The 18,153-nt window shown below is 35.8% G+C and carries 8 protein-coding genes; 2 read left to right on the plus strand and 6 right to left on the minus strand.

Features of this window, described 5'->3' with window-relative positions; translation table 11 throughout:
• The first annotated feature begins 83 nt into the window (after positions 1-83).
• On the plus strand, positions 84-383 hold the full coding sequence (locus tag BMX10_RS10670; protein ID WP_090443671.1) for a hypothetical protein: 300 nt from the start codon (positions 84-86) through the stop codon (positions 381-383).
• Between the two features lie 43 nt (positions 384-426).
• On the opposite strand, the gene BMX10_RS10675 is transcribed toward BMX10_RS10670, so the two are convergent.
• The 4 genes from BMX10_RS10675 to BMX10_RS10690 all read right to left on the minus strand — a co-directional run bounded on the left by BMX10_RS10675 (position 427) and on the right by BMX10_RS10690 (position 7,663).
• A complete protein-coding gene (locus BMX10_RS10675) occupies positions 427-2,295 on the minus strand; it encodes an ABC transporter ATP-binding protein (protein ID WP_090443674.1) in 1,869 nt (622 codons plus the stop codon).
• The gene (locus tag BMX10_RS10680) at positions 2,292-4,019 is read right to left on the minus strand and encodes an ABC transporter ATP-binding protein (protein ID WP_090443677.1); all 1,728 of its coding nucleotides are present in this window, start codon (positions 4,017-4,019) and stop codon (positions 2,292-2,294) included. Before BMX10_RS10680 ends, BMX10_RS10675 begins: the two co-directional genes overlap by 4 nt.
• A 214-nt stretch (positions 4,020-4,233) precedes the next feature.
• Positions 4,234-6,051: a GAF domain-containing protein gene (locus BMX10_RS10685; RefSeq protein WP_090443680.1), complete on the minus strand. Its 1,818-nt coding sequence runs from the start codon at positions 6,049-6,051 to the stop codon at positions 4,234-4,236.
• A 28-nt stretch (positions 6,052-6,079) separates the two neighbouring features.
• Positions 6,080-7,663, minus strand: coding sequence for a DUF342 domain-containing protein (locus tag BMX10_RS10690; RefSeq protein WP_090443684.1), 1,584 nt, complete (start codon positions 7,661-7,663; stop codon positions 6,080-6,082).
• 370 nt (positions 7,664-8,033) lie between these two features.
• Between BMX10_RS10690 and BMX10_RS10695 the strand changes: the two genes are divergently transcribed.
• Complete coding sequence (locus tag BMX10_RS10695) at positions 8,034-8,636, plus strand: hypothetical protein (RefSeq protein WP_090443686.1); 603 nt, start codon at positions 8,034-8,036, stop codon at positions 8,634-8,636.
• A gap of 223 nt (positions 8,637-8,859) precedes the next feature.
• Here the strand turns inward: BMX10_RS10695 and BMX10_RS10700 are convergent, their stop codons facing one another.
• Both BMX10_RS10700 and BMX10_RS10705 read right to left on the minus strand, forming a co-directional pair.
• Positions 8,860-9,384: a phosphoglycerate mutase family protein gene (locus BMX10_RS10700; RefSeq protein WP_090443689.1), complete on the minus strand. Its 525-nt coding sequence runs from the start codon at positions 9,382-9,384 to the stop codon at positions 8,860-8,862.
• Positions 9,385-9,624: 240 nt separating this feature from the next.
• A complete protein-coding gene (locus BMX10_RS10705; protein ID WP_090443692.1) occupies positions 9,625-18,132 on the minus strand; it encodes a glycoside hydrolase family 94 protein in 8,508 nt (2,835 codons plus the stop codon).
• Positions 18,133-18,153: the final 21 nt, after the last annotated feature.

The raw sequence follows: 18,153 nt of genomic DNA on the forward strand, positions 1-18,153 counted from the left end.
AGAATTTGTTTATTGTCAGTTTATACTTACTTGTTATAATAGATACATAAGGAATAAATTGTACGTACAAGGAGGTATGACTTTTGGAGCTGATTACAAGCTTTTTTAGATTCTTTTTAATATTTTTTGCTATTCGAACAGTTTTAAATATCCTTTTTAAAGTAAAGCTTGGGAAAAAACAAAAGATTGAAGCTGATATAGATACTGTACAGAGCTTTTCTAAAGTGGAGGAGAAGGAAAAAGAAGTTGCTATTGATATGGTCTTTGATACTATATGTGAAACCTATGTACCAAAGCCAAAAGCTTATCAAGTAGTGGAGGATGATAGAACCCATTATTTTTGCAGCTGGGAATGCAGACAAAAATATATTGAAAGTATATAAAAGCTCATCTCTGATAGTTGTACTAACTACCAGAGATGAGCTTTTATATAGCTTTGTCTCCATGTCTACCAACAAACTGACTATTATAAAGGTCAGCATAAAATCCTTTTTTTTCAAGAAGCTGTTGGTGGGTACCTTGCTCTATAATATCTCCATGGTTCATCACAAGAATTGAATCAGCGTCTCTTATAGTTGATAACCTATGGGCTATCACAAAATTTGTTCTTCCCTCCATCAGCCTAGCCATTGCCTTCTGTATGAGTGCTTCTGTTCTTGTATCAACATTACTGGTGGCTTCGTCAAGAATCAATATAGTTGGGTTCGCTAGTATAGCCCTGGCAATGGTAATGAGTTGTTTTTGTCCTTGTGATATATTGGAGGCTTCTTCATCCAGTACTGTATCATAGCCGTCTGGTAATGTTCTTATAAAATGATCTGCATGGGCTGCTTCAGTAGCTTTCATGATTTCCTCTTCAGTAGCACCCTGTCTTCCATAGGCGATGTTTTCTCTTATGGTTCCATTAAATAACCATGTATCCTGCAATACCATGCCAAACATACTCCTTAGATCTCCACGCTTTACCTCCCTAATATCTACTCCATCTATGGTAATACGCCCTTCTTTTATTTCATAAAATCGCATTAATAGATTTACAAGGGTAGTCTTCCCAGCTCCAGTAGGCCCTACGATTGCTATGGTTTGCCCCTGCTTCACCTCTATATTCATATCCCTTATAAGAAGTTCGTCCTTCTTATATCCAAATTGTACATGCTCAAGCTTCACTTCTCCTTTTGGAAAGACAATAACTTTCCCATCCTCTTTGTCAGGAAACTCTTCCTTCTCATCTAGAAGCTTAAATACCCGCTCTGCCGATGCGATGGTGGATTGAATTACATTGGTGATATTGGCTGTCTGAACAATTGGGTGGGTAAACTGTCTGGCGTATTGGATAAATGCTTGTATATCACCTATTTGGATTCTCTGCATTGCCACAAAAATGCCTCCAACAATACAAATCAATACATAGCCTATATTGTTTACAAGATTTAATAGCGGCATAATAATCCCTGAGATAAATTCTGCCCTCCAGCCTGCATCATAAAGTCTTTCATTAATTTCATCAAATTTTGCAATAGATTTCTTTTCATGCCCAAAAACCTTCACTACTTCATGACCGGCATACATTTCTTCTACATGACCATTCAATTCACCTAAAGCGGCTTGCCTTACTACAAAGAGTTTTTGTGATTTCTTAGCTATTGCTATTGTCACAACTGCCGAAAGTGGTAAAGTAATAATAGCTATTAGGGTCAATACAGGACTTATCGTCAGCATCATGATGGTGACACCAGCTAGTGTGACAATGGCAGTAATTAGCTGCGTTAAACTCTGCTGTAATGTACTGCCTACAGTATCTAGGTCATTGGTAATACGACTTAATATCTCTCCATGAGTATGGGAATCATAGTACTCTAGGGGTAACCGGGGAAGCTTGTTATTTACATCATCTCTTATTCTATAAACAGTTTTTTGTGCAACCCCTGACATGATATAGCCGGTGGCAAAGTTAAATAGGGAGCTTAAAGCATAAAGCACTATCAGTATTAAGACAATACGCCAAATATATTGAAAGTCAATCCCTGATCTTGGTTCAGCTTTGAGACCTTCTGCTATTTTATTGGTTGCAGCCCCCATAAGCTTAGGACTCAGTATATTGAAGGCTGTGCTTATTATTGCTAGAAAAAATACTGCAATCAGCTTGATTTTCTGCGGCTTTAGGTAACCAAGGAGCCTTTTTAAAGAGCCTTTGAAATCTTTTGGTTTCTCCGCCGGTCTTTCCATAGCAAAGCCTCTACCGGGTCCTCTTCCTTCACTTTGTCTGGAGTCATTGGATTTTTGTTCTTTTTTCATGCTAATTCCTCCTGACTAAGCTGTGAAGCTACAATCTCACGGTAAATATCACAGTTCTTTAACAACTCTTTATGTGTGCCTATATCCACTATTTCTCCTTGGTCTAATACAATAATTCTATCTGCATCCATAATAGAACTTACTCTTTGAGCAACCATAATAACTGCAGCATCTGCCGTCTCTCTCTTAAGAGCTGTCCTTAGCCTTGCATCTGTTTTAAAATCCAGTGCTGAGAAGCTATCATCAAAGACATAGATCTCTGGTTTTCTAATCAATGCACGGGCTATAGAAAGCCGTTGTTTTTGTCCTCCAGAAACATTAACACCCCCCTGTGCAATTTCTGAATAAAGGCCCTTTTCCATACTAGAGATAAATTCAGAAGCCTGTGCCACTTCAGCTGCATGCTTAACTTCTTCTTCAGTTGCATTTTCTTTCCCATATTGTATATTCTCCATAATACTGCCAGTAAAGAGTACTGCTTTTTGTGAAACAAATCCTATTCTCGACCTCAAGTCTTCCTGAGCCATTTCCCTTACATCAATACCACCGATGGATACTGAACCGTGATCAACATCATAGAACCTGGGTATGAGATAAATAAGTGTAGATTTGCCAGAGCCAGTACCTCCAATAATAGCTGTCACTTCCCCCGGAGCCGTAGAAAAGGAGATATCCTTGATAGCAGGATTTTCAGCACCAGGATAGCTAAAGGTAACCTCTTTGAATTCTAAGTATCCTTTTTGTATCTCTGGCTTTTTAGGATTTAATGGATCAGTGATTTCCGGCTTCATATCAAGTACTTCATTAATCCTAACAGCTGAAGCCTGTGCTCGTGGTATCATAACAAACATCATAGAGAGCATTAACAGAGCCATCATAATATGCATAGCGTATTGAAGAAAAGCCATCATGTCCCCGATTTGCAAGTCCCCTAAATCAATCCTTATACTTCCAAACCAAATAATTGCTACAGTGGTTAAATTCATAATCAGCATAATGACAGGCATCATCGCTGCCATCATTTTGTTAGCCTTTATTGCGGTGTTGGTCAAATCAAGGTTCGCTTCATCAAAGCGTTTCTTTTCATCATCAATACGATTAAAGGCACGTATAACTCTTATCCCTGTAAGATTTTCACGGGAAACTAAATTTAGTTTATCTATTTTTTTTTGTATGGCTTTAAATAAAGGAATCACTTTTCTTGCAACTGTTGCAATAAAGATAACTAAAATTGGCAGAGCAACAGCTAGGATTATCGTCAATCCTCTATTCATGGACACTGCCATAATGATACCACCAATGCCCATCATTGGGGCACTAACCATCATCCTAAGCATCATTACCAATACTGTTTGTATTTGTGTAATATCATTGGTAGTCCGGGTAATAAGAGATGCTGTTCCTATTTCTTCAAAAGTATGGAGAGAGTAGCTCTCCACTCTGGAAAATATCTTGTTTCGAAGGTTTTTTCCGAAGCCCATAGCTATCCTAGAGGATAAAAAACTGCTTATGATGGAAACAATAGCGCCACCTCCAGCTACAGCAAGCATCACAACCCCAACTCTCCATATATAGCCTATATCTCCTTGAAGCATACCATTATTTACGATATCTGCCATTAGGGTGGGTAAATATAGATCCGCAATGGATTGTAGAAAAACAAATATAAAAACAGCTATAATACCAGCTGTAAATGCCTTTAAATCTTTAAACAGCTTAATCATTATCTATCACATCTCCCATAGGTCTAAGCCCATTTCTTATGAATATATCAAATGCCTCTTTACCATTATAGACATTTCCCTGCTTATTAAGCAATGCTAAAAGTTTTTTCTGTATTATGCATATATTTTAAAAGAAGAATTTGAGATGCTTAGACAACAAAACAATCTCCCAATTGAAGAGATTGTTTTTAACCTAAAGCTTATGTATATCAATTTATTCTATAAAATCGTACTTCAAGATATCTTCAATTTCCTCAATAGGAGGTGTTTTTCTGAAGTCCTTTAAGTCTAAATCATCGTAGCTAATAATGAACAAATAGTTCTCAATTAAATAATGCTCATAGGCTTCATAGATGGATACATCCACTTCGTCTAATGGATTTTTTCTTATCATGGAATAATAAACATTGAAGTCAACATGATATTTGTTTTTATCCTCTAATTTTTTACAGAGGGACTGATGAAATAGCCTCTTATAATTCGGTACATAGTCTTGCTTGTATTCTTCTAATGCATTCATATGATAAATAATTGGTGAAATATTTTTTGCAATTGTATCAATTAATAATATTTCCTCTGGTTGAAGGTTGCTATAGGTCTTCAATATAATAAGGTACGCCGCTGGACTTGTATTGTCTTCAAAACTGAAATCACATGTTTTGATAGGCGCTATAACTATACCTGTTGCATCGTGAAATGATCTACATAATGCCTCATCTAAATAATCATACATGCCTTCAGCTGCAAAATCATAAACACTATCACCATCAAAGGTTTCATCCCATTTGTTGTTTAGTTGAAAACACAATCCTACACCTATACCATCAATGCTATGGAGGATTTTGTATTGATTTTCTTCTTTAAATGCAATAAATGCTTTCTGTATACCGAAGGATATATTCAGGGTTTTCAGCGTAACATCGCATAACTCTTCAATAGAAATACATTGGTTTATATTATTGATAAGTCCATTAAGCTTGGTTAAAATATGAAATTTTGCTTCAATAATCTGTTTTTGCTGCTGGATTTCCTCAAAAAGCATTGCGTTTTTAAGTGCTATATAAGTGAAAGATGCCAAAGATTCAATTAACTCAAACATGGATGGATGGTAATGGGTTTGATTAATGGGTTCTCCTAGTGTAACCAACCCAATTAATTTGTCTCGCACAAGTAAAACGATATATTGAGCCCCGAGGGAATGAAATTCCTCCCAGTTAACAAATATTTCCTTTACTATTTCCATATCTTTTTCTATATTAAGCACAATCTTATTATGATCCAAAACTACAGATGGCTTTATGTGAAATTCTGTTAAACAAGTGGAGAAGTTATCGATATTTCTATAACCTAGTATTTTTAGATTGCCGGATATATCATCTACTACTCCAAAGGATGTGATTTTACTACAGGCAATTTCACTAAAAACATCTACCGCCATTTTTTTCAGTTTATCTATTCCCAACTCTGCTAATAACGATTTGGCACTTTGGTTAATTGCAAATAGATTAAAGATTTTTTCATCTAATTGCTTATTTTTATCCTTTAAATCCATAAAATTTTTGCTGTTTTCAAGAGAGTTATTAAATAAACGCATTAAGGACATGGCTATAATATAGTCATCTTCTTGAAAGCTTCCCATAGCTTTTCCATCAGCAACAATAAATCCTATCAATAAGTCATCAATAATCAGAGGAAGAACCATTGCCATGTTTAGATGATCTATATCCTTCTTTTCAAAATAATTGTTAAAATTATTAAGCATCACGCTTCCATGTAATGTAGCTATTTTTTGAAGCTTTTCATTATTTTTTATAGTATAGTTATTAATCTTATACAGCCTTTGGTTTTTTAATTTGTATTCATTGTCTTCTAACATAAAAAGAGCAGATGCATTTAGTACTAAGATTTCATTAGTAAAATCAAAGGAATACTCACTTAGTTGTTGCAGGCTAAACCTTTGTGTGAAAAAACCTATTGCTTGTATCAATGCCTCATATCTATACATTGTATTTGTTATATTTGATTCTCTCAAGATAATTCCTCTCTCTCTAAAGCTCCTACTAAAGGAAATGTAGCTTATTATCCATTGCGTAATAGGTTCCACTAGTTATTTTGCTTATTCTCTTTTGAATATTTTTTATTTCAATAAAGGTTTGAGGATAAGCTTTCCTTAGAATATTTATTTCTCCTTCACCTTTTGATTCTAAAAAGTCAATCAACCTTTTTCTTCTTTCTTCTAATTTAGCTATTTTAGCTAGCAAGGTATCATTTACTTGTATATAGGCACTATATTCATGACCTTGAACACTTTTATCGTCAGTTTTCAATTTCATCTCATATATTTTCATCTGTCTTTTGTTTTTTTCTAAATCTATCAGATGCTTCTTATAGAGTACCAGCAAATCATCTAATTCTTTTTTAAAGGCTTGTCTATCAAATCCCTTCACATTAACGACAGTTCTTCTTTCCGAAATATTACCGATTGTATAAACCTTTATCTTAGCTTCTGCATTGAGGGAGCCTCCGATAATCTTGCCTTTTTCTGAATTAACCAATATATTTTTTGCATGAAGGTGGGTATCCATTGCATATAGGCCTATATTAATATTTTCTTTTGCAAAAATAGTGCAATCATTAGCATATTTGACAAAAACATTTTTACCCGCTTCAATTATTGCTTTCCCCTTACCAGAAATACCACCCTTGATAAATATATCTCCATCCTTTGATGTAAGTCTCTCAATTGCACCGATACCCATTGTACCTTCTATGGAAATATCCTTATCGGCTTTGACACTAAATCCATCAGAGACAATTCCTTTAATTGTGACATAACCGTTAAAATTGATATTTCCCGTATCAAAATCAACATCACCATTGATAATAAGGTGATTTAATACTTTAATTTTACCTTCTTCAAAAGTAACAGCACCATCCACCAATGCCCGCAAAACAATTTTTCCGTTCTCTAGGCTTTCCTTTACGGTCTTGGTATCATACCGCAACAAATTATCTTTGCCCGCCTTTGGAGGTAATATCTGATTTGTCACTGTTCTTCCAGCTTCACCTTCTGTTGCAGATATTTTCTCTCCTATCCAATCATTGGTATTGACTTTGTGTATTAGATTCATTTCATAATAATCCACTTTGCCATCTTCTCTAATAACAGGCTTTTTTTCTAATAAATCTACATACTTTATCTTTGCATCTTCACCATTGATAGGAGCTACTCCTTTAGCTATAACCATTTCTTTCTGAAATTGTAATTCTTGCTTTAAAATATCATATAAAATACCATAGGTAACATTTTCATATTCTAAGGCACTTAGGATTTCTGTCTGCAGGTTGCTTTTCATACTTTCAAACTCTGCTTCGTTAACATTAAATTTTATTTTCGCTTCCATTTTGTCAGAAGATAAAACCACTTGAATCTTTGGCTTTAATATCCCAATATTTATAGGGATACCTGTTTCAACCTCTAGAGTATCCTTTAGTTTCAGAAAATTAGTAATGGTAATTCTCGGATTCTTCTTTAATACGTCTTCATTAAAATCTTTAATGTCATACCCCGATTTATCTACAACTATAAAAACATCATGATCATTTTCTTCAAACACCCTAAAATATTTGTTCTTAACAAGCACAGTACGTCCACTCCCTTTATTATTAATTACCTATTATAGATGCCTTATCATTCATTAACATTCCTAGGATTTTAAAAAGCATTTCCTCTAGTCTATAAAAATAGAGAATACTTGTTTTCTATATACTGATTTTGAATTATACTTCTCCATTATTTTACAATTTCCTTTATTTTTTTCAGTAATTATATTATAATATTTCTTTGATATTCCTATTTGCAGGGTTATTATATGTATAGTTTTTGTTGTTTTAATCATGTTTCAAATGATATAGATAATAAAATAAATCATTTCATGACTTAAATTCTATTTTTATATTGTCGAATTTGTAATATAATATAAGAGAAAATGCAAGTGAATAGGGTTAGGGACGGTGGCTAATTTGGATAATCAGGTTAAAAAAATTAAAGCGCTTGTACTAGATTTAGAAAAGGACTCAAATCCCCAGTCACAAATAAGTCTTTTACAGGAGTTAATCGCTTCTGCCGAAGCTTGTAAGAAGCATTTGCTACATATAGAAAATCTCCAAAAACAAGAAAAAGCAGTCATCCATATAGATAATGTGGATCTGCAAATTGAAAAAATATCAGAGGAGATCTTTTTATATAAATCTGTCATGGTTAAAAACTATTATGATGGTGATTATTTGGAAAGATTTTCAGAGATAAGAACTTCTGATTTAAAAACCTCAGGTGCTTTTGATATTCACAATAGATTCTGGAAGGCTCACGAGGTTTGTGGAGGCAATATATTTGCAACAGTACCTCTAGCATTAATAGAGGATGGACAATCAACTAAGCTGCAGCGGCTACACTGGGATCCCGTCCAGGTAGAGGTTTATGAGATCATCAATGATGTCCAGTCTAAACTCTCCAGGGGGCAAATAATTAATGCTGTTGAAAAAATGTTTAATCACTATCTATTAGTTAGAGAATTATGTGGCAATATTATGATGGTTCTGCATTACAAAATTTAATTAGACTATTGAAAGGTCTTTATCTACTTGATTGCTTAGATTCTAGCAAAGACTTTTCAACAGTCTGTTTTTTTCTGAGTATTTCAACAAAATTTATGTCTGGATTCTATTCAAATTCTTTAAATAGCTTTTTAAATTACTCTTCACTATCAGTGATATGGTATACATGATCACCTGTTGGAAATTTGACACTTTTTCCATCTTCTATATACTCCTTATGCAGCTATTTTTCAAATATATAAAGCTTTCCGTTGACGGGGCTTTTAAAACTAGGTCCTTTGAACCCTCTTTTTATAAGCTCCCTTCTCATGAAAATCATCACAAAACCATGACTTACGATAAGGACATCCTCCTGGCTTTCTAGTATTTTATCTAAAGCTACTGACAGTTTCCTTCTAAAATCCTCTGTAAGTCTATAAAAGATAAAGAGTCTAACTCTTATTATAATCAGCCACAATACAAAAGGCAGCTTTATATTTCTTTTTACAAACAAATCCGGCTGCAGTTCCCTCAGTTCCTCCATAACAATGATATTGCCATTATATATTTTTTTTGCGGTACTAACGGCTCTCGATAAATCACTTGAAAAACAATTTTTCCATTCAATATTACCTAAGTCCACTTTTCCATCTACAATAGCAGCTGTTTCATATTCCTGATACCACAGGTTCACCTCTGTCGGTGTAATCATCCTTTTTTCTGGTAATGGCTTATCTACTTTAAAATGTCTCATTAAACCTATCTTCATTCTCTAACCTCCTTTGTTTCATACTTTTACTCATCACCCTACTGGGCATTAAAGAAATGTAGCACTGTAAATAGCAATATATCAATAAAAAGCTTTTCTATGATAGTAATGATTTTAGGAATATTTTGTTATATTTTACCAAATATTCTCCTTTGTTACAATGCTATTTCAAAAAATAGAAAGACCCAATGACTTGATGTTGTATCTAAAAACACACTAGTCTATTGAGTCTTTGAGGTATTATATAATTACCTCTACTTGATGCTCTTTTTTATCATCTGTTAGAGAAATATATTTCTCCTGTAGTTTATTCCCATCCAACAACAATTCTTGGATTCCTTTATTCTTACCCTCTGGATTTTTTACTATAATATTATAGTAGGTAGCTTTATAGCGATATTTTATTTTATATTCCTTCCATTCCTTTGGAATACATGGATCAATCATTAGTTTATCTGCATTTTTTTTCAACCCAACAATGTCCTCTACTCCTACCTTATACATCCAACCAGAAACGCCAGTGTACCAGCTCCAGCCTCCTCTTCCTATATGAGGACTGACAGCATAGACATCCGCTGCCATCACATACGGTTCAAGTTTATAGGTAGCACATTCCAGTGGTGTTCTTGTATGGTTGATGGGGTTGATTAGGTTAAACAACTCCCAGGCTTTATCTCCCTTTCCAGCCATAGCAAAGGCTTTAATTACCCATGTAGCTGCGTGAGTATATTGTCCTCCGTTTTCCCTTACTCCAGGAACATAGCCTTTTATATAACCAGGGTTTTGATCACTTTTATCAAAAGGTGGTGTGAAAAGCAGGATAAGTCCTTCATCCTTTTTGACTAAGTATTGTTCTACTGCCTTCATTGCTTTTTTGCTTCTATCTTCTTTTCCTCCCTTTGAAATGATAGACCATGACTGGGCTAGAGAGTCAATTTTGCATTCAGTATTTTGTGAGGAGCCTAAAGGTGATCCATCATCATAAAAGGCTCGAATATACCATTCTCCATCCCATGCGTTTTTTTCAATAGATTCAGCAATCTTCTTTGCATAATCTATATATCTTTTACCTCGTTCTTCTTCTCTCATACTATCACATAGCTTAGCAAAGCCCTTTAAAATGGTATATAGAAACCATCCTAACCAAACACTTTCTCCCTTGCCTTTGTTGCCAACGGTGTTCATGCCATCATTCCAATCTCCAGAACCCATAAGAGGTATGCCATTTTCTCCAAAGTTTAGACCTCTTTCAATGGATCGGATGCAATGCTCATATACAGAAGCTTTTTCCTGTGATCTCCTTGGAATACCATAACGTTCATCCTCATGCTCTCTCAATGGCTCTTCCTCTAGGAACGCTACCTCTTCTTCTAAAATAGAATAATCCCCTGTATTATGAATATACTCAACTACAGCATAGGGCAGCCATAGTAAATCATCTGAGAATCTTGTACGGATGCCTTTATCTCCTGCACCAGGATGCCACCAATGCTGTACATCTCCCTCCACAAATTGATGGGCACAGTGCAATAGTATTTGATGGCGGGTAGCTGTTGATAATGGGTATACCATATTCATCGCATCCTGCAGCTGGTCTCTAAATCCATAGGCTCCACCTGATTGATAAAAGGCAGATCTCGCCCATATTCTACAGGATATGGTTTGGTAGATAAGCCACTGATTCAGCATTAGGTTCATAGATAAATCTGGGGTTTCTACCTGTATTGTACCCACTAGCTCTAACCAGTAGTTTTGTACTTCCTCTAGTGCAGCTCTGCTCTTCTCTATAGATCTGTAGGCTCCAAGCATACTATCTATTTTTTCTAGGTCCTGTGTTTGTCCAAAGAAGAAGGCTAACTCTTTTTCTTCATTTTCTGCCAGCTTTACAGAAACCTGTAGCGCAACACAGGGGTCAAATCCTCCGCCTGATTTGTTAAGTAGTCTTTCTCTTTTAAGGGCCGCAGGGTTTGATAGATCTCTGCCTGGCCCTATAAATTCTCTTCTATCACAGGTGTATGAACCCAATGTCTCTGAGGCAGCCGCAAAGGCTATTCTTCCTTCAAAATCGCCATTATAAGGATTTGTAATCAGTATCCCTTCTGTTGTATCATGTTTTTCTGTTACAATATGCTGTTGGGTGTTTTGATCACTGACCCCTAGTACCGGTCGTAAATAATAGGTGAGAGTAAGCTTCCTCTCGCTGTTGCTGGTGTTTTTTAGCTTCACTAGATTTATTTTTATTGGGTCCTCTTTCGGTACAAACATGGTAAGCTCCTGCAATATACCTTGACTATGATGTTTAAAGGTAGAGTACCCCAGGCCATGGGCGATTGTATAGCTTTCCTTTTCTCTAATAGGGGCGGCTGTTATGGACCACAGTTCTCCTGTTTCTTCATCTCTGATATAAATGATTTCTCCAGAGGGATCTGTTACAGGATCATTGGACCATGGGGTTAATTTGTTTTCTCTACTATTTTCTGCCCAGCTGAAACTGGCGCCCCTTTCTGTCACAATGAATCCAAATTTTTCATTAGCAATAACATTGATCCAGGGTGCAGGGGTGTACTGTTTTTCTTTTAAACGTATAATGTATTGTCTTCCGTCCTTACTAAATCCTCCATAGCCATTATAGTAATCTAAATCTAATGCTTCTTCATGGCTAATATACTTTACTTTGCTTTTTATAAAAGTTTTTTCTTTATCCTCTATAGCTATTTCCTCTTCCTTCACTTCTAATTGTTTCTGTAGAGCGGCTCCCTCTGCCTTTATGACAATTCTTGATACCGCATAGAGAAGGATTCTATCCTCTGGAGGCATAATACTTGCACTCCTTATAAATATCCCACCGGGTTGGTCCACCATATATCTTCCCTGACTAGCAAATACAGTTTCATTAATTAACTGCTGTAGCGGCTGCAGATAATTACTTTCATCTTCATTTAAGATTACAAGGTCTACGCTTAATCCCTTAATTCTCCAATACTCATGAGCTTTTAGCAGCTGGCTTATCCTGCTGATACCCTCACTGTTTTTGATGGTAACCAAAAGGATGGGCAAATCTCCCGATATGCCATAAGCCCATAACCCAGATTGGGGTTTTTTGTTTTCTTCTAAGAATTCCTTGAACCTTCTTCTCATAGGACTTAAGAAAAGAATAGGTGAAATCATCTCTTGGTACAGCTTTATCTCTTCTGGCTTCAGGTTTAAGTAACTGGTTTCTACCTGACTTCTGGTAGTAGCCAGCTGAAAGGCCCTCTGAATGGCGGCACCGTCTCTGTATTTTTTAACTAAGTCTATTACCTGCTCTTTTGAATCATCTATTCCTGTGATAAAGGAAATGGTTACTGCTTTACCAGCAGGTACCTTGATATTTTTTCTCAAGCTCATAATCGGATCTAGAACGATTCCCACTGTACCCTTCAAAGGCTGTTTTAAGGCAATAGCATTGCTAATGCTTTTTCCTCTTCCTATAAATGCACCTCTATTGGTTTCATATTGGAGCCCTCCTGTTGTTTCTCCATCAACAGCAACTGTATGAAAAATCCATTTTGCTTCTTCTCCATGCTCCCTGGGCCTCCTGGAGGCAATCAGACTCTCTTCCTCCTGTACAAGCTCGGTTCTGACAAATAAGTTACTGAAGGCAGGATGAGCAATATCTGCAGCTTGATAGGTCATAACGATTTCAAAGTAACTGGTGATCTCCATGTTTGCCACTTCATTTCCATGATTGGTTAAGGTCACCTTTCGAACTTCTACATTATCTTCTGGAGATACAACAATTTCTGTATGGGTATCAATATTTTCATCTGTTCGGAAAAAAGCTGCTTTTTCCTGAGAAAACTCTACTTTATAGCCGTCGGGACGGATGTTTACCGGTTCAACAGCAGTTGTCCATAGCTTGTTGCTATTGAGATGCTTTATAAAGATATGGGTGCCATCTTTTCCTGTGATTGGATCTTCTCGCCATCTAGTTATTTGTAGTTTTTCCATTCTACTATAGCCTGTGCCGACATTGGTCAACACGACAGAATATCTACCATTGGATAGAAAATGGCATTGAGGTAAAGGTTCTTCTGGCATCCCATAAACTCTTACCACCCTCTCATGTTTTCCTTCTGTGCTTCTTGTTGGTTCTATTGTTTCTTGATATTGCTTTGTAACAATGATTCTTGAAGGAACCCTCTCTTGAAGCAATATTTCTCCTGCTTGAATTACAGGGTCTCGGTGAAATCTCTTTTGCATAATATCTTGATTAAAATAATTATTTAGAGCAGCTATAATCATTCCTTGGTGATGAGCCATAAAGCTTTTTACAACTTCTGGCCCTTTCCCACTGGAGACTGTTCTAGGTGTATAATCAATGGCTTCATAGAATCCGTAGGTCCCCTCAAGTTTTTCTCTTGCTAATGCTTTCATGTTTTTCATAGCTTCCATAGGAGCAAAGGGTAGGGCTAAAAAGGTTGAGTAAGGAGATACCACCATATCCTTTGCCAGCCCTCTTTTCAACCCTAGATTTGGAATTCCAAAGGCTTTGTACTGATAGTTTAAGCTCATGTCGAAGGCATAATATCCGGACTCCGAAATCCCCCATGGCAATCCTTTGTCTTGACAATAGCTTTTTTGTGCCTTTACAGCAGTGGCATAGCTTTCCTCCATAAGGGTGTTCTCATAATTTTTCATCACTAAATAAGGCATAAAATACTCAAACATTGTACCAGTCCAGGATACAAGACCTCTATTGCCATCTACAATAGACATAGCCCTACCTAGCTTAAACCAATGATTTTGTGGAACCTCTCTTCTGACAATAGCTAAATAGCTAGTGGTTCTTACTTCTGATGCCAATAAATCATAATAAGAGTTGGTTAGACGTTCTTCATCAACATTATATCCAATAGAAAATAACCCTCGCTTTTTATCATATAAATGTGTAAAAGCTGTTGTTTCTGCCAGTGTATTGATTCTTTCTATCAAAAGCTTTCCTTTTTTTATGGTCTCTTCTATATGATGTATTTTTTTCAACAGCTCTTTTCTAACTTCTTTTTCTTCATTAAGCTTCGAAAGAATGTTTTCATAGGTCTCCTTTAGATGCTGCAGTGAAAGCCTGTGTAAACTGGCTATTTCTAGTTTGTTTAAGGCAGTCTTTGATGGGAAAAAAGTATCTACCTCCTTTTGATAAATAGCTATCATATCATTGAATCTTCTGTACCAATGACTTCCGTCCTCCTGTGGGATTTCCTTTAATTCCTCTATTAGTTCTATGAGCTGATATACCGTAAGATTGTTTTCCTGTAAAATACTGTCTAGTTTTCCTGTGTTTATTGGTTTTTCTTTCTCCATTAGCATAATGGTATCTAAGATTCCCTCTGGAAGCTTCATGTCAATAATAGGTTTTTCTAAGTATTCTTTTAGTCCTTCCTTTACTGTCATCAAATAACTTACGAAGTTACCGCTGTCTACTGTAGATACATAATACGGCCTCAAAATCTCCAGGGTTCTAGTGTCATACCAATTATATAGATGTCCCTTCCACCGATCCATCCTTTCTATGGTAGCAATGGTTTTTTCTATTCTATTGAACATTTCACCTGTTGATAAATAACCGAAATCTCTTGCTGAGAGGATGGACATCAATAGAAACCCTATATTGGTTGGGGAGGTTCTGTAGGCAATTTTATTAGGAGGAAACACCTGATAATTGTCGGGTGGAAGATAATTATTCTCTTCTCCAGCAAAATCTTCATAATATCCCCAGGTTTTTCTTGCAATTTTTCTTAGCTGCAGTAAATCATCTTCTGGTAAACCTTCCTTTGTTTTTTCTGTTTCTTTACTGATTTCAAATGCGGCATAAGGTCCGATCCCCCATGCTATTACTATAGGAATAAAATAAAGGATATTATACGGCGCTATAAATAAAATGATAAGCAAGGTAGCTATTCCTATGTAAATACCACTTTTCATTCTTGTAATGGTGCTTTGTTTATCATTTTTAAGGTTTTTTTCAATATCAGCTGCCGGTACCCATTGCAGTAGGTTTTCCTTGGAAATAAATACTCGATATAGACTTTTAACAATAGCATCTACCATCATATAGGCTTCGTAGGGTAAAAACATAAATTTTAGCAAGCTCTGATAGAAGCTGGATTTTAGTTTGACAATTAAATCAGCAGTCATTCTTTCATTGAGAGCTTGATTCACTCTTTCCTCTAGATAATCTAGCACACTGATCAATAGAGGGAAAAATATCGTGAAGATTCCTAGGCCTATCCAAAAGATTACAGGTCCTGGAAATATAACGATTCCCAACAAAAACAATAGCAAAAGACTTACTGGCACAAGACTTCTTCTTAAGTTGTCAAGAATTTGCCATTTTGACAGAGTTGACAACGGATTTTTTACTGTCTCCCCTTGTCTATTTTTAATGGTTGGAAATAGCCACTTTGTCAGCTGCCAATCCCCCCGTACCCACCGATGAAGTCGTATCATATAACCGCTATATTTAGAAGGGTAATCATCTATCAACTGAAAATCAGTGGCCAATCCAGCTCGGACATAGCTTCCCTCTAGTAAATCATGGCTCAGTATGGTATGATCTGGAATCGCTTCCTTTAGTACCTTATTAAAAGTCTCTATATGATAAATCCCTTTCCCAGTAAAAATTCCTGTTCCAAATAAATCCTGGTAGACATCAGAATTAGCAACGCTATAGGAATCTATTCCTCCTGGAGATGCAAATGTTTTGGAGAAAAATGACTTGTTGGCGCTCTCGATATTTACACCTATCCTAGGTTGAATTAATCCATAGCCTTCTGTTACGATCCTTTTCTTTTCATCTATTATAGGCTTATTTAATGGATGAGATGCGATACCAATCAATTTCTTTGCTGCGTCTATAGGTAGTTGGGTATCAGCATCAATGGTAATAGCATATTTCACTTCCTTTAGATTCTCTATATCTCCTGATACAATGGTATAGGAGGTACCCTTCTCTCCCATAATCAAATCATTCAATTCCAGTAAAGCACCTCTTTTTCTTTCCCAACCCATCCATTTGTTTTGTTTGTCACAAAATTGTCTTTTCCTATGAAAAAAGTAGAAAATATTTTTCTTATATTTTTTATTTAATTTTTTTACTTCCTCCATAGCAGTATCTATAATGGTTTGATCCTCTAGTAACTCTTCGGCATCTGCATCTTTATAGTCTCCTACTAAAGCAAAATAAAGGTGATCCTCTTTATTGGCAAGATAAAAAACCTCCAGCTGACCTATCAGCTCCTTGGCTCTTTTATCATTGGATAATAGAGTTGGCACCACCACCATAGTGAAAGCCTCCCTAGGTAAACCCTCCCTGTATTCAATCCTAGGTAAAAAGGTGGGAGGAAATAAATTGGTTAATAGCCAATTGGTAAAGACAACAGCCACATCGGCAGCTGGTATCAAAACCACCAAACCTACTAAAAATAGTAGACCTGCCCCTTGATTTTCAATAAACCGTCCTCCATAGACAATGGCCATAAATACAATGAGGATTGTAACACCAATAATGGGTAGTAGATAGGTGGAGGAAGATTTGTTGTATAGAGAATACCTTGTTTCTGTGGCTTCTAAGCTTTCAAATAAGCTTTTTCTTCCCTCATCTAATAGATAATAGCCCACATGCTTTCTTTTATCTCCTTCATAGAATTCGGCATTTGCCTCAGCTGCTTCTATGGCCTTTCTGGCTACTCTTGTTTCCTCCACATTTAATCTTCTTGCTATTTTTTCAACATGGCTTCGATAATAATCTCTAGAATCAAAATCCAGCTGGTGATAAACTCCATTGGGATCTTGCCGCAGTATTTCTTCAACAACACTTAAACTTTCAAAAATATCATTCCAATTTAAAGTTGCAACAATATTTAAACTTGTAATGGCATTACCGATAGCTATTTTTTTTGCAGCCTGTTCCTTATGCTCCTCATCCACTAATTCCTTTATAGAGGTATTAAAATCTTTTAATTTTTTTTCTAAATAGGTCACTACCTCTCCTGTCTCTAGATCCTTATGTCTGAGCACTCTTAATAGATGTTCTATATAGGGGGCATTTACTCTGCCCTGTAATGTTATATTTTGTTTAATTGCTTGGATCATTTCTTCTTCCAGAAGGAGAGCAGATTTTTCAGCTTTTTGCCATGCTGTATGCTTTTCATGTATTTTTTCGCAAACAATTCTTATGTTTTCTATAAGGGCACAGCGAATCATTAAGGAAAGTGACCATACTTCAGCTATGGTCATTACTCTTTGAGATTGATAGGCTTTAATATAGCTAATCAATAGTTTTTCTTCCAGCTTGCCATCTGTATGGGAAATATATTCCAAGGCGATTTCATAAGCTCTTGGATATCCTTTCAAATAACCCGCATTTCGTGTTTCTAGCTTTAAAAACTGTTCTCTAGACAAATTTTGTCTTGCTTCCTTTACCTGTTCTTCTACTTTATAAAAATTGTCCAGAAGCCACTCAGAGGCTGGAGATAATTCATGTTTTTCTACAACAGCTTTATTGAGGCCTTCATAGACAGAGGCAATTTTATGAAAATTATTATCTAGTCTTTTTAATAAATATTTCAGAGATTTCTTATCATGAAATACAGTATGATTTTTTGCAATTTCCCTCGCATGATTTTCTAATTCTTCTGGTGTCAATAATACATCTTTAAAATGTATAATTCTATTATCTTTATTTCCTTCTCTATCTTTATTAAAAAGCATATGTATTTCATCTCCTTTGTT

The sequence above is a fragment of the Natronincola peptidivorans genome, from assembly GCF_900111615.1.
In the GTDB taxonomy this organism is placed as follows: Bacteria; Bacillota; Clostridia; order Peptostreptococcales; family Natronincolaceae; genus Natronincola_A; species Natronincola_A peptidivorans.

Excerpts from the sequence above, each read along its gene's own strand:
- BMX10_RS10675 (WP_090443674.1), bottom strand. The coding sequence starts at position 2,295 with ATGAAAAAAGAACAAAAATCCAATGACTCCAGACAAAGTGAAGGAAGA.
- BMX10_RS10680 (WP_090443677.1), bottom strand. The coding sequence starts at position 4,019 with ATGATTAAGCTGTTTAAAGATTTAAAGGCATTTACAGCTGGTATTATA.
- BMX10_RS10700 (WP_090443689.1), bottom strand. The coding sequence starts at position 9,384 with ATGAAGATAGGTTTAATGAGACATTTTAAAGTAGATAAGCCATTACCA.
- BMX10_RS10705 (WP_090443692.1), bottom strand. The coding sequence starts at position 18,132 with ATGCTTTTTAATAAAGATAGAGAAGGAAATAAAGATAATAGAATTATA.